The organism is Sphingomonas sp. 2R-10 (assembly GCF_030062225.1).
In the GTDB taxonomy this organism is placed as follows: domain Bacteria; phylum Pseudomonadota; class Alphaproteobacteria; order Sphingomonadales; family Sphingomonadaceae; genus Sphingomonas.
On the sequence record NZ_JASCXF010000037.1, the window covers coordinates 20,563 to 37,522 of the forward strand.

15 protein-coding genes are annotated in these 16,960 nt (G+C 69.0%); 11 read left to right on the forward strand and 4 right to left on the reverse strand.

The annotated features are described in order from the left end of the window. The first annotated feature begins 41 nt into the window (after positions 1-41). The 4 genes from QLH51_RS15770 to fucP are packed head-to-tail and all read left to right on the forward strand — an operon-like array spanning position 42 to position 3,413. Entirely contained in the window at positions 42-1,049 is a 1,008-nt protein-coding gene (locus QLH51_RS15770) for an aldo/keto reductase (RefSeq protein WP_125655120.1), read from the forward strand. Next, on the forward strand, positions 1,046-1,777 hold the full coding sequence (locus QLH51_RS15775; protein WP_125655118.1) for an SDR family oxidoreductase: 732 nt from the start codon (positions 1,046-1,048) through the stop codon (positions 1,775-1,777). Before QLH51_RS15770 ends, QLH51_RS15775 begins: the two co-directional genes overlap by 4 nt. Then, positions 1,774-2,118: an L-rhamnose mutarotase gene (locus QLH51_RS15780; RefSeq protein WP_125655116.1), complete on the forward strand. Its 345-nt coding sequence runs from the start codon at positions 1,774-1,776 to the stop codon at positions 2,116-2,118. Before QLH51_RS15775 ends, QLH51_RS15780 begins: the two co-directional genes overlap by 4 nt. Beyond that, entirely contained in the window at positions 2,115-3,413 is a 1,299-nt protein-coding gene (gene fucP / locus QLH51_RS15785) for an L-fucose:H+ symporter permease (protein WP_206428845.1), read from the forward strand. The genes QLH51_RS15780 and fucP overlap by 4 nt, the downstream gene beginning before the upstream one ends. Here the strand turns inward: fucP and QLH51_RS15790 are convergent. Beyond that, positions 3,404-5,239: an amidohydrolase family protein gene (locus tag QLH51_RS15790; RefSeq protein WP_125655114.1), complete on the reverse strand. Its 1,836-nt coding sequence runs from the start codon at positions 5,237-5,239 to the stop codon at positions 3,404-3,406. The genes fucP and QLH51_RS15790 overlap by 10 nt on opposite strands. Positions 5,240-5,314: 75 nt before the next feature. Here QLH51_RS15790 and dacB point away from each other — a divergent pair, with 75 nt between their 5' ends. The 3 genes from dacB (at position 5,315) to QLH51_RS15805 (ending at position 11,216) form a co-directional block, all read left to right on the forward strand. Then, complete coding sequence (gene dacB / locus QLH51_RS15795) at positions 5,315-6,718, forward strand: D-alanyl-D-alanine carboxypeptidase/D-alanyl-D-alanine endopeptidase (RefSeq protein WP_206428844.1); 1,404 nt, start codon at positions 5,315-5,317, stop codon at positions 6,716-6,718. A gap of 159 nt (positions 6,719-6,877) precedes the next feature. Next, positions 6,878-9,886, forward strand: a complete 3,009-nt coding sequence (locus QLH51_RS15800) for a TonB-dependent receptor plug domain-containing protein (protein ID WP_125655112.1) — start codon at positions 6,878-6,880, stop codon at positions 9,884-9,886. Positions 9,887-10,046: 160 nt separating this feature from the next. Next, on the forward strand, positions 10,047-11,216 hold the full coding sequence (locus QLH51_RS15805) for a serine hydrolase domain-containing protein (RefSeq protein ID WP_206428843.1): 1,170 nt from the start codon (positions 10,047-10,049) through the stop codon (positions 11,214-11,216). Positions 11,217-11,226: 10 nt separating this feature from the next. Here the strand turns inward: QLH51_RS15805 and QLH51_RS15810 are convergent, their stop codons facing one another. The 3 genes from QLH51_RS15810 to QLH51_RS15820 form a co-directional block, all read right to left on the reverse strand. Next, the gene (locus tag QLH51_RS15810; protein ID WP_125655108.1) at positions 11,227-12,156 is read right to left on the reverse strand and encodes a DUF808 domain-containing protein; all 930 of its coding nucleotides are present in this window, start codon (positions 12,154-12,156) and stop codon (positions 11,227-11,229) included. A gap of 67 nt (positions 12,157-12,223) precedes the next feature. Next, a complete protein-coding gene (locus QLH51_RS15815) occupies positions 12,224-13,273 on the reverse strand; it encodes a glycosyltransferase family 4 protein (RefSeq protein ID WP_125655106.1) in 1,050 nt (349 codons plus the stop codon). Beyond that, positions 13,270-14,142, reverse strand: a complete 873-nt coding sequence (locus tag QLH51_RS15820) for a UDP-2,3-diacylglucosamine diphosphatase (RefSeq protein ID WP_125655104.1) — start codon at positions 14,140-14,142, stop codon at positions 13,270-13,272. Before QLH51_RS15820 ends, QLH51_RS15815 begins: the two co-directional genes overlap by 4 nt. A 267-nt stretch (positions 14,143-14,409) precedes the next feature. Here QLH51_RS15820 and QLH51_RS15825 point away from each other — a divergent pair, with 267 nt between their 5' ends. The 4 genes from QLH51_RS15825 to QLH51_RS15840 all read left to right on the forward strand — a co-directional run bounded on the left by QLH51_RS15825 (position 14,410) and on the right by QLH51_RS15840 (position 16,596). Continuing rightward, positions 14,410-15,096, forward strand: coding sequence for a class I SAM-dependent methyltransferase (locus tag QLH51_RS15825; RefSeq protein WP_125655102.1), 687 nt, complete (start codon positions 14,410-14,412; stop codon positions 15,094-15,096). A 29-nt stretch (positions 15,097-15,125) separates the two neighbouring features. Further along, positions 15,126-15,746 (forward strand): hypothetical protein, encoded by a 621-nt coding sequence (locus tag QLH51_RS15830; protein ID WP_125655100.1) that lies wholly within the window; start codon positions 15,126-15,128, stop codon positions 15,744-15,746. A 432-nt stretch (positions 15,747-16,178) separates the two neighbouring features. After that, a complete protein-coding gene (locus QLH51_RS15835; protein WP_206428841.1) occupies positions 16,179-16,382 on the forward strand; it encodes a hypothetical protein in 204 nt (67 codons plus the stop codon). A 19-nt stretch (positions 16,383-16,401) separates the two neighbouring features. After that, the gene (locus QLH51_RS15840; RefSeq protein ID WP_125655098.1) at positions 16,402-16,596 is read left to right on the forward strand and encodes a hypothetical protein; all 195 of its coding nucleotides are present in this window, start codon (positions 16,402-16,404) and stop codon (positions 16,594-16,596) included. The last annotated feature ends 364 nt before the right edge of the window (positions 16,597-16,960 follow it).

Genomic DNA, 16,960 nt, shown 5'->3' on the forward strand with positions numbered 1-16,960 from the left:
GTGAAATTTCTTCGCGAATAGTCGCCGGGAGAGGATAGGCGATGACGCATAGGCAGGCACCCGCCGAACTGGGTTTTGGCGGGGCCGCGATCGGGAATCTGTATCGGCCGGTCGGCGATGATGCCGCCCGCGCGACGATCGACGCCGCATGGGAACGGGGCATCCGCCGCTTCGACACCGCCCCGCATTACGGCTTCGGCCTGTCCGAACGGCGGCTGGGCGATGCGCTGGCCGATCTCGATCCCGGCGGCAGCGCGATCGTCTCGACCAAGGTCGGCCGCGTCCTGCGCCCGGTTCCCGACCGCGACCTTGCCGTCGAGCGACAGGGGTTCGTGTCGCCCGAACCGGTCGAGAGCACGTTCGACTATTCGCGCGACGGCATTCTCCGGTCGTTCGACGCCAGCCGCGGTCGGCTGCGCCGCGACCGGATCGACCTGCTGCTCGCCCATGACCTGGGCGTGATGACGCACGGCGCCGACCACCGGGCGCAGATGGCGACCTTCCTCGACGGCGGCTATCCGGCGATGCGCGAACTGCGCGACGCCGGCGCGGTCGGGGCGATCGGCATCGGCGTCAACGAGATCGCGGTGTGCGAGGAACTGCTTACCCAAGTCGAACTCGACACGATCCTGCTGGCCGGACGCTATACGCTGCTCGAACAGGCGGCGCTCGACACGCTGCTGCCGCGCTGTGCCGCGCTGGGGGTCGCGGTGATCGTCGGCGGACCGTATAATTCGGGCATCCTCGCCTCCGGCACCGGACCGGACGCGCGCTATAATTACGAAACGCCGCCGGCCGACATCGCGCGGCGGGTCGATGCGATCGCCGCGCTATGTGCCCGCCACGGCGTGCCGATGGCGGCGGCGGCGCTGCAATTCCCCATGGCGCACCCGGCGGTGTCGGCGGTGATCCCCGGCATGGCCGATGCGTCCGAAGTGGCGCAGGCGGTGACGCTCGCCACGCTGCCCATTCCCCACGCGCTGTGGCACGATCTGATCGACGCCGGCCTGATCCGCGCCGACGCCCCTGTTCTCACGGAGACCGCATGATCCGCCTGTCCGGTAAAACCGCCATCGTCACCGCCGCGGCCCAAGGCATCGGCCGCGCCGCCGCCGAACTGTTCGCCCGCGAAGGGGCGCGCGTCCTCGCGCTCGACATCAACGCCGACGCGCTCGCCACGCTGACGGGCTGCGAGCCGCATGTCGTCGATCTGCTCGATCCGCGGGCGATCACCGATTTCGCGGCGCGGATCGGGGCGGTCGACGTGCTGTTCAACTGCGCGGGCTATGTCCATGCCGGCACGATCCTGACGACGGGGGAAGCCGACTGGGACTTCAGCTTCGACCTGAACGTCCGCGCGCAATATCGCCTGATCCGCGCGCTGCTGCCGGCGATGATTGACGCGGGCGGCGGGTCGATCGTCAACATGTCGTCGGTCGCCAGCCATGTGATCGCGGTCCCCAACCGCTTCGTCTATACCGCGTCCAAGGCGGCGGTGATCGGCCTGACCAAGTCGGTCGCGCTCGATTTTGTCGGACAGGGCATACGTTGCAACGCGATCTGCCCCGGCACCGTGCAGTCGCCCTCGCTGGAGGACCGCATGGCCGCGACCGGCGATGCCGATGCCGCCCGCGCCGCCTTCACCGCGCGCCAGCCGATGAGTCGCCTCGGCCGGGCGGAGGAGATCGCCGAGCTGGCGCTGTACCTCGCCTCCGATGCATCCTCGTACACCACCGGCGCGGTCCATGTGATCGACGGTGGCTGGTCGAACGCATGATCCGCGTCCTGACCCTCGACCTGATCGACGACGCGGCGGCGATCGCCGAATATGAACGCTGGCACGTCCCCGGCAACGTCCCCGCCCCGGTGGTGGCCGCGATCCGCGCCTCGGGAGTCACGGAAATGGAAATCTTCCGCACCGGCACCCGGCTGGTGATGACGATGGCGGTCACGCCCGGCTTCGACCCGGCGGCAAAGGCCGATGCCGACGCCGCCGACCCGCAGGTCGCCGAATGGGAGGCGCGGATGGGCACCTTCCAGCGCGCGCTGCCCGCCGCGCCCGACGGCAGCCGCTGGACGCCGATGGCCCCGATCTTTCGCCTGAGCGACCACCCATGATGCCGCCCGCCACCCCGCAGGGCTCCGCGCCCGTCGCCGCCGCGCGCCGCTTCATCACGCCGGGCTACGCCACCGGCTTCGCGGTGGTGGTCAGCCTGTTCTTCCTCTGGGCGGTCGCCAACAACTTCAACGACATCCTGATCCGCCAGTTTCAGAAGGCGCTCGACCTCAACCGAGCGCAGGCCGGGTTCATCCAGTTCGTCTTCTATATCGGCTATTTCGTCATGGCGCTGCCGGCGGGGCTGGTGCTGCGCCGCTTCGGCTACCGCGCCGGCATCCTCGCGGGCCTCGGCTTCTACGCGGTCGGCGCGCTGCTCTTCTATCCGGCAGCCGAAGTGCGCGAATATGCCGCGTTCCTCGGCGCGCTGTTCGTCCTGGCATCGGGCGCGGCGTTCCTCGAAACCGCCGCCAACCCCTATATCGTCGCGTTCGGCGATCCCGCCCGCGCCGAACAGCGACTGAACCTCGCGCAGGCGTTCAACGGCCTTGGCGGCGCGATCGCCCCGGTGATCGGCGCGAGGTTCATCTTCTCCGGCGTCGAGCACGATCGCGCGGCGCTCGACGCCATGGCCCCCGCCGCGCTCGACGCCTATCGCGCGACCGAGGCGCAGATGGTGCAGCTGCCCTATCTGGTGCTGGCCGGCATCGTGGTGCTGATCGCGCTCGCCATCGCCGTCGTCCGCCTGCCCGAAGTGCCGCGCGAAACCGGCGGCGATACGCTGGGCGGGCTGCGCTCGGTCCTCGGCGTCCGGCTGCTGCGCTGGGCGGTGGTTGCACAATTCTTCTATGTCGGCGCACAGGTCGGGGTGTGGAGCTTCTTCGTCGACTTCGTGAAGACGCTCAGCCCCGCCACGCCCGAGCGGGAGGCGGCGTATCTGCTGTCGATCAGCCTCGCGCTGTTCCTGGTCGGCCGCCTCGTCGGCACGGCGCTGATGCACCGCATCGCCGCCACCCGCCTGCTGGCCGGTTTCGCGGTCGCCAACATCGCGCTGATGCTGGTCGCCGCGCTGGGCAGCGGCATGGTGGCGATCGGGGCGTTGCTGCTGACCGGCTTCTTCATGTCGATCATGTTTCCGACCATCTTCTCGCTCGGCGTCCGCGACTTGGGCACCCGCGCGCCGCTGGGCGCGCCGCTGATCGTCATGGCGGTGATCGGCGGGGCGGTGTTCCCGCCGGCGATGGGGTGGCTCAGCCACGGGCCGGTGTCGATCCAGATGGCGATGCTGGTCCCCTGCCTGTCGTTCGCGGTCGTGCTGGCGTTCGCGTTGGCCGCCGCGCGCAGCGTTCAGCGGTAGAAGCGGACCTTCGCCAGTTCGAGCCACGCCCGCCCGCCGGGCTCGCCGCTCAACCGCATACTGACGCTGCGCAGCCGGGCGAGGTCGAGCGGCGTGTCGCCATCGGCAAAGGCGCTGAACGGCAGCCGGATCTCGCGCCGTTCCCCGCTCGCCTCGAACGGCGCGCGGAAGCGTGATCGTGCGCCATGGACGTCGAATGCCACGACATAGCGTCCCGCCCCGCGCGCCTCGAACGCGAGGCCGGTGAAGCCGCGCGCATCGGCAAGGGCGATCGCCCCCTTCGTCAGCGGCAGCACCAGCGCGGCGAACGGTCGGTCCGCCGCGCCCAATCGTGCGACGGCGAACAGCCGCGGGTCGTGCGGCGCATCGGGACGGACGATGTCGAGCCGGCTGTGATCGGTCCCCGGTTCGGTACTCTCGACCGGCAGCGTGTCGAGGTCGGTGCGCCCGTCGCCGCGCACGCCGGTATCGATCGGCCCCAGCATCGCGTGAACCGGCATCGTCGTCGGCGCGGGATCGTCGATCCGTCGGCGCAGCGCCGCCAGCGGCATCTCGCGCCCGCCGACGAACACCCGGCGCACGTCGTGCAGGTCGTCGATCGCCACATCGGGCCGCCCGCCGACGAGGATCAGGTCGGCACGCTGGCCGATCGCGATCCGGCCATGGTCGCGCTGACGCAGGATATCCGCCGCCCCGCCGGTCGCCGCGACCAGCGCCTGCGCCGGCGTCAGCCCCAGCCGGGCGAGCAGCCGCGTCTCGCGCACCGCGCTCGACCCGTGATAGACGCCGCCGATCCCGGCATCGGTGCCGACGCCGATGCGGATGCCCGCGGCGTGCAGCGCGCGGACATTGGCCCGCAGGATCGCCCAGCGTTTCGATTCGAGGTCGGGGATCGCCTCGACCGGCCGCGCCATCCGCGCCGCCTCGCCCGCGCGTTCGGGGGCCGCCAGCTGCTGCCATTCGCGCGGCAGGAACGTCCGGTCCTGCTGCGGCTCGTACACCACCAGGGTGGGCACATAGGCGACGTTCCTCGCCCGCATCAGCGCGATCAGTTCGGCATCGACCGGCGCGTCGCCGATGCCGTGGCCCAGCGCATCGACCCCGGCGGCGGCGGCGATCTTCGCGCCGGCCAGCGTCACCGTGTGGGTGATGACCGGCAGGCCGGCGGCATGGGCATCTTCGACGATCGCCGCCAGCGTGGGCACGTTCATGCTGGCGAGGTCGGGCGAGCGGCCATAGCGCCAGCCATCGGCGAACACCTTGATGACGTCGGGCCGATACGCCAGCGCGGTCCGCATCGCGACATGCGCCGCACGCGGCGTCGTCGCGGTCAGCGTGAACGAACTGCCCCAGCCATATTCGGTGCCGTGGCCCCCCGGCACGCCCAGCCGGATGGCGAGGTTCAGCCGCGGTGTCGCGGTCGTGCCGTCGGCGGCGATGGCGCGGATCGGACCCAGCATCTCGCCCGACACCGAAAAATCATTCGCGCTGGTGATGCCGTTGGCGAGGTGCGCGGCCCATGCCTTGCCCAAATCGTCGGGACTGCCATAGCCCGACGCGCGCAGATGGGTGTGCAGGTCGTGCAGTCCGGGCAGCAGCGTCAGCCCGCGCGCATCGACCACTCGCGCACCGCGCGTCCGCGACAGGTGCCGGCCCATCGCCGTGATCCTTCCCCCCTCGACCAGCACGTCGCCCGCCACCGCCGCCGCGCCGGTGCCGTCGAACACCCGCGCGCCGCGGATCAGCAGCGCGTCGCCCGGCGGCGTCGGCCGGTCGGCCGCGACCAGCAGCAGGGGCATCAGCGCGAGCAGGAGACGATGGAGCATGGGTCCATGTGTATCGGCTATACCGTGCCGGTCCAACCGGTTGCGCGGCGTTCGGCGCGCTCTAGGATGCAGCCCATGCACAGGATATCGACGATCTTCATCGGCGTGGCGGGGATGATGTTGACGGCGGCCGCGCCCGACCCGGGCATCGAGGCGACGGTCCGCGCGGCGTTGGCGAAGGCGCCGCCGGGCACGCGTTTCGGGCTGGTGGTCAGCGACGCTGCGGGGGTCGAACGGGTGGCGATCGACCCTGACGGCCGCTACGTCCCTGCGTCCAATACCAAGATCTTCACGACGCTGGCGGCCTTTGCCACGCTGCCGGTCGATGGGCCGGACGATGCCGGGACGGGCGTGCGGATCGAGGGGAACGACGTGGTGCTGGTGGGGGCGGGCGACGCGCGGCTGTCGAGCGCCGCCGATTGCCGGGTCGATTGCCTGTCGACGCTGGCCGATGCGGTCGCGGCGCGGACGCGGGTGGTGGGCGACGTGATCGGCGACGACAGCCGCTTTCCCGACCAGCGCTGGTCGCCGGGCATGGGGTGGAACAACATGGCCGGGCGCTATGGCACCGCCACGTCCGCGCTGACGCTGGACGACAACGAAGTGGCGCTGACGGTGACTGCCGAGGGCGGCCGGGCGGTCGTCAGCGGTTCGGATTACTACCGGATCGACAACCGGGTGCGGGTGGGTGCGGCCAGCGACGTCGGCTTCGACCGGATGCCGGGCAGCGACCTGTTGCGGCTGTCGGGGACGGTGAAGCCGGGCGGGGCGACGACAGTGCGGGTCGGGGTGGAGGATGCGGCGCATTTCGCGGCGTGGACGTTGGCGAAGGTGTTGCGGACGAAGGGCGTCCGGGTGACCGGAACCGTGGGGGTCCGTCACCGTCCCTATCGGGCGGCGGAGGATGGCGGCGTCGTGGAAGGTGGCACGCCGCCGCCGATGTTGGCGCAGCTTCGGCCCGGACCGCTGGTCGAGGACGTCGCGACCACCAACAAGACCAGCCAGAACCTGCACGCCGAACTGCTGCTGCGCCGTATCGGGCGCGTGCGCGGCACCGGATCGATCGCCGACGGGCTGCAACAGGTGGCGGGCGTGATGCAGGCGGCGGGCGTGCCGCGCACCGCGTGGAGCCTGTCCGACGGGTCGGGCATGTCGACCTATAACCGGGTGAGTCCGCGGGCGATGGTGACGCTGCTGCGCTGGGCACAGGCGCAACCCTGGGGCGCGCGGTGGGTCGCTACGCTGCCGGTCGGCGGGGTCGACGGGACGCTGGCCCGCCGGTTCCGCGACACCCCGCTGGCGGGCAGGCTGCACGCCAAGACCGGCAGCCTGAGCGGCGCATCCGCGCTGGCCGGCACGATGACCGCGGCAAGCGGGCAGACGCTGACCTTTGCGATCTATGCCAACGACCATCCCGACGGCAGTCCGGCGACCCCGGCGATGGATGCCGCGCTGCTGGCGGTGGCCGCCGCGCTATAGCCGCAAGCTATGGCATTGCCATGAAATTTGGGTGACTGTTACCGTAACGCTACGGTCCCGGCGAAAAGCGCCCCGCCCGCCCCTTCCGCTCGATGACGCTTTTGTTGCTTACTGTTGCCGACAGCCGCCGGGGGGCGGCGCGGACATGGGGGCGACGACATGCGGGCAGGCAGGGCGATGATGCTGATGGGCGGCTCGCTGCTCGCCGCGGTGATGGCGGGCACCGCCGGCGCGCAGACGGTCAGCGAGGGCGTGACGACGCAGGAGGCAGCGACCCCGACCGGCGTCGCGGTACAGACCACGTCGGCGTCGAAGGCCGAGGACGGCGAAATCCTGGTGACGGGATCGCGGATCAAGCGCGATCCGAACAACAGTTCGTTGCCGTTGCAGATCATCAGCAACGCCGAGCTGGAACGCAACGCCATCGCCAGCCCCGAACAGCTCATCAGCCTGCTGACCAGCAACGGGACCGGGGCCGACAACCTCGCCTCCAACGCCGACGTCACCACGGGGGCGCAGCGCGGCACCAACGGGCTGTCGGCGGCCAACCTGCGCGGGCAGGGATCGGCGGCGACGCTGGTGCTGCTCAACAGCCGCCGCGTCGCGGCGCACGGCCTGTCGGGCGCGGCGGTCGACGTGAACCAGATCCCGTTCGCGGCGATCGAACGGGTCGAGGTGCTCAAGGACGGCGCCTCGGCGATCTACGGCACCGATGCGATCGGCGGCGTCATCAACTTCATCACCCGCACCGATTATCAGGGCGTGGGCGCAATGGGCGCGACCGACGTCACCGAACAGGGCGACGGCAACATCTATCGCGTGTCGGCGATCGCCGGCTATGGCGACCTCGACGATCAGGGGTTCAACGTGATGGGCGCGATCGCCTATCGCTGGAACAACATCCTGCGCGGGTCGGATCGCGATTTCGTGAACGGCAATCAGCCCGACCGCGGCCTGTCGGTCGACACCCGTGGCACGCCGATCGCCACCGCCTTTCCGCTCAACCGCTCCGCGCTGTTCTTTCCGAACGGCACGCTGCTGGGCGGCACGGCCACCGCGCAGGTGCTGGGCGGCCTGACCATCCCCGGTACCACGGTGGCGGCGAATGGCGGGATCAACCCGCTCGACCTGCCCGGCGGTGCCGGATGCGAATCGATGGACGGCGGCATGGCGTATGACGATGCGCTGTGGAACAACCCGTCGGCACGCTATGCCTGCGCATGGGATACCGGCCGCGCGGCAGTGATCCAGCAGCCGATCAGGACGCTGACCTACCTTGCCCGCGCCGTCGCGCGGGTGGCGGACGACCACCAGATCTCGCTGGAGGTTACCGGCTCGAACGCCAGTTCGGCAAAGCTGTTCTCCAATGCGCAGGTGTCGGGCAACACCACCAACCTGCAGGTCGCCTATCCCCTCAACGGCCTGACCGCACCGACCTATAACGCGGTGTATAACGCTATCGCCGCGACCTTCCCGGCGGTCAGCGCCAATTACGGCAAGCCGATCGCGTTCCGCTGGCGCTGCCTCGCCTGCGGCCCGCGCGAATATGCCACCGATACGAAGACGCTGCGCGTCACGCTGGCCGCCGAAGGGCCGCTCTGGACCGACTGGGACTATCGTGCCGGCGGGTCGTACGCGCGCAGCGAATCCAGCTCGCTGCTCGGCAGCGGCTATTACTATCGCGGTACGCTGAACAACGGCGCCTATGACCCGAGCGCCCCGACCGCGCCGGGCGCCGCCGGCCCGGGGCTCGCCGGGCTGCTGAACAGCGGCATCCTGAACCCCTTCACCGTCAACCAGACCGATGCGGCACTGGCGGCGCTGGCATCGGTGTCGGCCGAAGGGTCGACGCTGTATGGCGGGCGGTACGAGGTGAAGCAGATCGATTACTCGATCGCCGGCCCGCTGTTCCGCCTGCCCGGCGGCAAGGCGCAGCTGGCCGCCGGTGTCGATTTCCGCAGCGAAACCTACAGCTTCAACGGGTCCGAGGCCGCCGCTGCGGCGGCGCCGGTGATCTTCCTCGCCGCGTTCGACAATGTGAACGCGCTGCGCCGGCGCAACCGTCAGGTGAAGGCGGCCTATACCGAAATCCTGCTGCCGCTGTTCCGCGGGTTCGAGCTGACCGGCGCGCTGCGCGTCGACGATTATGGCGATTTCGGCACCAGCACCAATCCCAAGGTGTCGGTAAAGTATCGTCCGTGGGAACCGCTGATGTTCCGCGGGTCGTTCAGCACCGGGTTCCGCGTGCCGACCTTCAACCAGATCTTCAACGGGCTGACCGATTCGCCCTATGCCGGGCGCGACCTTGCCGACCCGGTGCGCTGCCCCGGCGGCGTGCCCAATACCACCAACCCGGCATGTACCGCGGTGCAGCCCAACATCTACACCGGCGGCAACCCCGATCTGGGACCGGAAAGCGCGCGGATGTTCAGCGCCGGCGTGGTGTTCCAGCCCGCGCCGAAATTCAGCGCCTCGGTCGATTTCTGGGCGATCAACGTCGACGACACGATCCAGCTGCTGACCGAGCGCGAGCTGATCGACAATGCCGCGCTGTTCGCCGACCGGTTCCGGCGCGACCCGGTGACCAACGAACTAACGATCATCGACCGGCGCTGGATCAATGCCGGCGCCCGGCGGACGCAGGGCCTCGAACTTACCGCGCGTGGTGGCGTGGACGGGCTGGGCGGCAGCTTCCTTGCCGGGATCGACGGTACGTACATGCTCAAGCGGCGCGAGAAGCTGACCGAGAATTCGCCCTATGGGCGGAGCCTGATCGGCGTGTTCAGCTTTGCCGGCGACCTGAGCCTGAAGTGGAAGCACAATGCGTTCGTGAGCTATACCAACGAACAGGTGACGGTCGCGCTGACCCAGCTGTATCGCGACGGATACCGGAACCAGGCGCTGCCCGGCATCGCGGCGGGGACGGTGACGCGGCCGGGGTTCAACGCATATGTGAAGCCCTATGTGACCTACAACCTCGCGGTCAGCTTCCTGAACCTCGGCAACAGCGCGACGCGGCTCACGCTGGGGGTGAAGAACCTGTTCGACGTCGATCCGCCGTTCGCGATCACCTATGATTCGAACACCGGGTCCGGCGGCGCATGGGAACCGCGCGTCGCCGATCCGCGCGGGCGGGCGTTCACGGTGCAGGCGGATGTGAAGTTCTGACCTCCGTCACCTGCACCCGTTTGCTTGGAGCCTGTCGAGAACCATAGTCGAGAAGGGGGCGCCCCAAGCGACCCTCTTCTCGACAAGCTCAAAGCTGCTCGAACCGAACGGGGGAGAGGGTAGTTGCAGGTAGAGTGGAACTGGAGCGAACCCCATGCCCATGATCGCCGCCCTCCTCGCCACCGCCGCCACCCAACCGGTCGCCGAGGTGCGGGTCGCGTTCGACCGGCGCGGCGAAACCTCGGTCGTGGCGACCGGCCTTGCCGATATCGCCGCCGACCGCCCCGTCACCGCCGACGATCCGGTGCGCGTCGCATCGATCTCCAAGCTGGTGACGGCGATCGCGGTGCTGCGGCTGGCCGATGCGGGGCAGATCGACCTCGACGCCGACGTGTCGGACCGGCTGGGCTGGCGGCTGCGGCATCCGCGCTATCCCGCTGTGCCGATCACGCTGCGCATGCTGTTGTCGCACCGGGCGGGAATCGTCGACGGGGTCGATTACGTCCTGCCGCTGGATGGCGAACTGGCGCCGGTGCTGGCCGATGCGAAGGCATGGGATGCGGGCCATGCGCCGGGCACGTGGTTCGCCTATGCCAATCTGAACTTCCCCGTGGTCGCCAGCGTGATCGAGCGGACGACCGGCGAGCGGTTCGACCGGGCGATGCAGCGGCTGGTGTTCGCACCACTCGGCATCGAGGCGTGCTACAATTGGGCGAGCTGTTCGCCAGCGTTCGCGGCGCGGGCGGTGGTGCAGTATCGCGCGGGCAGGCCGACCAAAGACGACCATCGCGGGCTGGCCCCGCCCTGCCCGGTCGAGCCGGCGCGCGACGGGTCGTGCGACCTGTCGCGGTGGCGCGCGGGCACGAACGGCGCGATATTCTCGCCGCAGGGGGGCCTGCGCATCTCCGCGCGGGGGCTGGCGGCGATCGGGCGGATGCTGCTGAACCGGGGACGGACCCCGAACGGGCGGCTATTGTCGGCGCGGGCGTTCGGGGTGCTGACCACGCCGCTCTGGACGTGGGACGGGCGCAACGGCGACACCGGCAGCGATGCGACGACGGGGGCGAAGCAGGCGGGGTTCCTGTGCCGCTATGGCCTGGCGGTGACGTTCCTTGCGACGCCGGTCGCCGGATGTCGCGACGACCCGTTCGGCGACGGGCGGATGCGCCTGGGCCATGCCGGCGATGCCTATGGGTTGCGCTCGGGGCTGTGGGTCGACCTGCGGCGCGGGACGGGCGTCGCCTATTTCGCAACCGACGTGGCGGTCGCAGCGTCGCCGGGATCGGCGTTCACCCCGACCGAGGAGCGGCTGGCACGGGGGGATCGGTAGCCCCCCGCCCTCAATGCCTGCGAGGAACGAGGTGCAGTACGCCGGCGATGATCCCGCCGATCACGATACCGAACACCGCGGCGGCCGCGGCGTTGACCAGCCAGTCGAGGACGCCGCCCAGCGCGGGCACTGCCTGCGCCACATGGTGCGCGGTGTCGTGGACGAGGTGCGGCAGGGCGGCGAGGCCGAATTCCTCCATCCCGTGCAGGATGATCTGCCCGCCGACCCACAGCATCGCCGCGGTGCCGATCAGCGCCAGCGCCTTGAGCACCACCGGCATCGCCTTCACCAGCCCGCGGCCGACCGTCTGCGCGACGGCGCTGGAGCGGCGGGCGAGCGCGAGGCCGATATCGTCCATCTTCACGATCAGCGCGACGACGCCGTAAACGCCCACGGTGATCGCGATGCCGACCACCGCCAGCGCGATGCCCTGCATCCAGATCGACAGCGCGGGCAGTTCGTTGAGCGCGATAATCATGATCTCGGCCGACAGGATCAGGTCGGTGCGGATCGCGCCGCTGACCTGGGTGCGTTCCATTTCGGCCGGATCGGTGCCGGCGACCGTCTCCGCCGCGTCGTGCCCGCCGAGCAGCGGGGCGAGGACCTTTTCGGCGCCCTCGAAGCACAGGAACGCGCCGCCCGCCATCAGGATCGGGGTGATCGCCCATGGCGCGAAGAACTTCAGCAGCAGCGCAGCGGGCAGCAGGAGCAGCAGCTTGTTCTTGAGCGATCCCAGCGCGATCTTGCCGATGATCGGCAGCTCGCGCGCGGGCGACAGGCCGGTGACGTAGCGCGGGGTGACCGCGGCATCGTCGATGACGACGCCCGCCGCCTTGGCCCCTGCACGCCCCGCCGCCGCGCTGACATCGTCGAGCGACGCCGCGGCGAGCTTCGCGATCGCGGCAATATCGTCGAGCAGCGCAACCAAACCACCAGCCATCGACCATTCCCCATCCTGTACGGGCCGAGCGGTAGCGGCAGGAGCGTCACATTTCCACGAAAAGCGTTCAGGCGGCGGTGTCGGCGCGCGCCAGCCCGGCATCGACGAGGTTGCAGACGAACTGGTCGGTGCAATGCGACCAGCAATAGGCGGCGCCGGCGCGGACGCAGGCGTCGCGATCAGCGGTGAGCGCCAGCGCGACCGCCGCGGCGAGATCGTCGTCGACCGCGCCGATCCGCGCCGCGCCGCCGCCGGTGCCGTCCGTGCCGACGATGTCGAGCGGGCCGGGCACGGGATAGCCCGCGACCGGCGTGCCGCACGCCAGCGCCTCGATCATCACCAGCCCGAAGGTGTCGGTGCGGCTGGGAAAGACCAGCACGTCGGCGGCGCGATAGGCGGCGGCAAGGCCCGCGCCCTGCTTGAGCCCGACGAAGCGGGCGAGCGGATAGCGGCGTTCGAGTTCCGCGCGCGCGGGACCGTCTCCGACCAGCAGCCTGGTGCCCGGCGTATCGAGTGCCAGGAACGCCTCGATATTCTTTTCCACCGCGATGCGGCCGACATGGAGCAGGATCGGGCGCGGGAGCGTCGCGACGTCGAGCCGTGCGCCGTCGGGCCTGAACAGCGACAGGTCGACGCCGCGCGACCAGCGCTTCGTGTGGCCGATGCCATGGTCGCGCAGCGACGCGGCGACGCGGGCGGTGACGGTCATCACCCCGCTGGCCGCGGCATGGAAGCGGCGCAGGAACGGCCAGAACAGCCCGGCCGGCAGATGCGTGCGCATCGCGAGGTAATCGGCGAAATTGGTGTGGAACGACGTGGTGAAGCGCGCGCCCTGTCGCCGGCACCACGCCCGCGCCGCCCAGCCGAGCGGCCCTTCGGTGGCGATGTGGATCGCATCGGGTCGGAAGGCGGCGATGCGCCGGCCGAGTTCGGGACCGCAGCCCAGCGCCAGGCGGATCTCGGGATAGCCCGGGCACGGTCGGGTGGCGAAACCGTCGGGGGTGAAGGTTTCGACCACATGGCCGCGCTGCTGCAACCGGCCGATCGTCGTCTGGAGCGTGCGGACGACGCCGTTGACCTGCGGACTCCACGCATCGCTGACGATCGCGATCCTCACGCGGTGGCGACCGCCCGGCCGGGGGCGTCGGCCCTGCCCGCCGCCTTCGCCAGTTCCCGTTCCCACGTCTCGGCACGCCAGTCGATCAGCGACATGGCGCCGGCATGATCCTCGACCAGCGCGGTGCAGCTCTCCACCCAGTCGCCGTCGTTGTAATACATGATGTCCCCGATGCGGCGGATCTCGGCGGTGTGGATATGGCCGCACACCACGCCGTCGACGCCGTGTTCGGCGGCGGCATGGGCGACCGTTTCCTCGAACCGGCCGATGAAGTTCACCGCGTTCTTGACCCGGTGCTTGGCATAGGCCGACAGCGACCAATAGGGCAGGCCGAGCTTGCGGCGGGCGAAGTTCCACACGCGGTTGGCCTTGAGCAGCGCGGTGTAGGCATGGTCGCCGAGGAAGGCGAGCCATCTGGCATAGAGCACCACGCCGTCGAACTTGTCGCCGTGCAGCACCAGCAGGCGGCGGCCGTCGGCGGTTTCGTGGATATCCTCCTCGACCATCTCCACCCCGCCGAATTCGAGGCCGACATAGTCGCGGAACGCCTCGTCATGGTTGCCGGGGATGTAGATAACGCGGGTGCCGCGGCGCGCGAACTTCAGGATCGAGCGGATGACGTCGTTGTGGCTGGACGGCCAGTACCAGCCGCGGCGGATCTGCCACCCGTCGACGATGTCGCCGACGAGGTACAGCGTCTCGCATTCGAACGAATGGAGGAAGTCGACGAGCTGCGGCGCGCTGCATCCGGTGGTGCCGAGATGGACGTCCGAGATGAAGACCGTGCGATACGACTTCTTCGGACCTTCCGCCTGATAGCTTTGCGGATCGTTGATCCAGTCCGGAATCTTGCGCGCCAGCGACTTCATCGTCGCGCTGCGGGATGTTTCGGGGTCGGTCCGGGATAAAAAGGCCGTCGTCATCGTTACCCTCCGGAATTGCGGATCGTAATACCGTCCTCGGTGCTGTTCCCGCCCTAGCCGCCCCGCGCGACAATAGTATTTCGCGGATGTGACGGCCGCCCTCATCAAACTGAAACCTTTCCGCCACGGGCATGACATTGCGGTGTCATCGAACCGCGTCACCTTGGTCCGCCAGACAAGCCCGACACGGCGCTGGACAAGGAAACCATCGGATTGGCTCAGGAACTGAACCGCGTCGGCGTGGCGAGCGCCTATGATCGCTGGGCACCCATTTACGACCTGGTATTCGGCCCGGTGTTCCGCCGGGGTCGCCGCGCGGCGATCGACGCGGCCGAGACGGTCGGCGGACGCATCCTCGAGGTAGGCGTGGGCACCGGCATCTCGCTGCCGCATTATCGTGCCGAAAGCCGGATCACCGGGATCGATATCGCCGACCAGATGCTCGACAAGGCGCGCGACCGGGTGCGGCGGCTGAACCTCGCCCATGTCGAGCGGATCGCGATCGGCGATGCCGAGGCGCTGGATTTCGACGACGCGTCGTTCGACGTGGTGGTCGCGCAATATGTCGTGTCGGCGGTGCCGCATCCCGACCGGGCGTTGAGCGAATTCCTGCGCGTGGTGCGCCCCGGCGGCATGATCGTCATCGCGACCCGGCTTGGCGCGGAAGCGGGGGTGCGCGCGAAGATCGAGCGCGCGCTGATGCCGATCACCAGTCGGCTGGGCTGGCGCACCGATTTCCCGTGGTCGATCTATGGCGACTGGGCGGCGCGCAACCCGCAGGCGGAACTGGTCGAGCGCCGGCCGCTGCCCCCGCTCGGCCATTTCTCGCTGGTATGCTTTCGCCGCGCGGCGGACGCCGAGGACAATCATCCGACGCCCGTGCTGGGCGCGACCGCCTGAAAAAAACCCTTTCATCAAAGGCTTGAACGATGCCCGGATTCAAGGAAGCGTTGCAGGAACAGCGGTGGGACGATCACCGCTATTACCATCACAGCATCATCAACCAGGCGCTGCATTTCGTCAGCGCGACGACGTTCCTGATCGCCTATGTCGTGGTGTGGATCGACCCGGCGGTGGCGAGCCTGCTCGGCTGGCTGGTGGCGATGACCGCGCGACAATCGGGGCATTTCTTCTTCGAGCCCAAGACCTACGACCATCAGAACCAGGCGACGCACGAACACAAGGAAGAGATCAAGGTCGGGTACAACCTGTTCCGCAAGGTCGTCTTCATGGGGCTGTGGGCGGCGACGCCGATCCCGCTGCTGCTCGACCCAACGTTCTTCGGCATCTTCGAACCGCATGTCGGCTTCGTCGGCTTCCTGCGGCACCTCGCGCTGCTGTGGCTGGCGTTCGCGGTCGGGGGGCTGCTGTTCCGGGTCATCCAGTTGTTCATCCAGCGCGACGTGATGACCGGGATCGTGTGGGCGACCAAGATCGTAACCGATCCGTTCAACGACTTCATCCTGTACCGCAAGGCGCCGGTGCAGCTGTTGAAGGGCGCGCGGATCGATACCGATCTGCAGGAAGCGGCGCGCCGGGCAAGGGGATAGCGCAGGCTATCCCCTTGCCGCCCGAGGCGCGCCCGACCGGCCGTCCGACGCCATGGGCTTTGCCCATGGCCGGGCCGTGGGCCAAAGACGACAGTCGGCCGTTCGGCCGGACAGCATGTGCTCCTTTTCAAACCCGCCGAATATGGCGTTGCGGTCATCCGCATCCTGCACAGACGCATGGAACCGTTGCTGCGCCTGTGACCCGGCTCGTTCCGCCCGTGCAACATTTACCTCCGGCACCACCTGTTAAGCTGCCCGCCGCCAACCCATATACGATATGGTCCCGTCGAACCCGGCTGGTCCTGCTACCGGCGCCGGCTGGTCGACCCTTCCCGCGTGGCCCGGCGGTCCGTTTGCTCAGATGATGACTGGACCGACATGCAGGATGATTGGCGACGGGGCGGTACGACCGCGGTGACGACTTCGCGGGCGATGAACGTGAGCATCGCGCAGGCCGATGTGGAGGCGCTGTGCCGCAAGCACGGTGCGTCGATCAGCGCGATCGAGACGCTGCATTCGGGCGGCACGCACGTGGTCCTGAAGAACGGCGATGCCGCCGAGACGATGCGCAAGGCGTTCGGCAAGAAGGTGATCGCCGGCAAGGTCGTGCGCACGCCATGGGTGCGGAACGGCTGAGCGGACAGGCGACACCCCCATGACCCGCGACACCCCGGCACTGGCCCGCGCGCTCGAACTGGCCGCATCGGGCGAGTTCATTTCGGTGAACCATATCCGGCAGGCGCTGCGCCGCGAGGGCTATACCTCGCTGGCGCTGGAGCTGTCCGGGCATCAGGCGAACCGGGCGATCATCGAGCAGTTGCACGCGGTGGCCAACGAACGGCGGGAATGAAGCGGTACGTCGGGTCGGGGCGAGGGCGGATCGGCCTTCGCAAATCCGGCCGGCGGTAGCTTCGCCCCGGACTTGATCGGGGGATCGTTTCCCTAACGTCGCCAGAGTTTGACCCATCTGTATGGAAACGTCACCACAGCGAAGGCTGGGGTCTCCATCGGCTCCTGCTGCGCGCTACTATCGGGAGATCCCAGCCTTCGCTGGGATGACGCCGGTTTCAATATGGATGGATCAAACTCTAGAGGCTGTTATGGACTTGGAAGCGGGCTTGATTCATCCGTTATTGGATGAGCATTTGCCGCAAGTCGTATCTGTCTGACGTCAGTGATGAGGAATGGTCGCTGGTCGCACCATATTTGCTGTT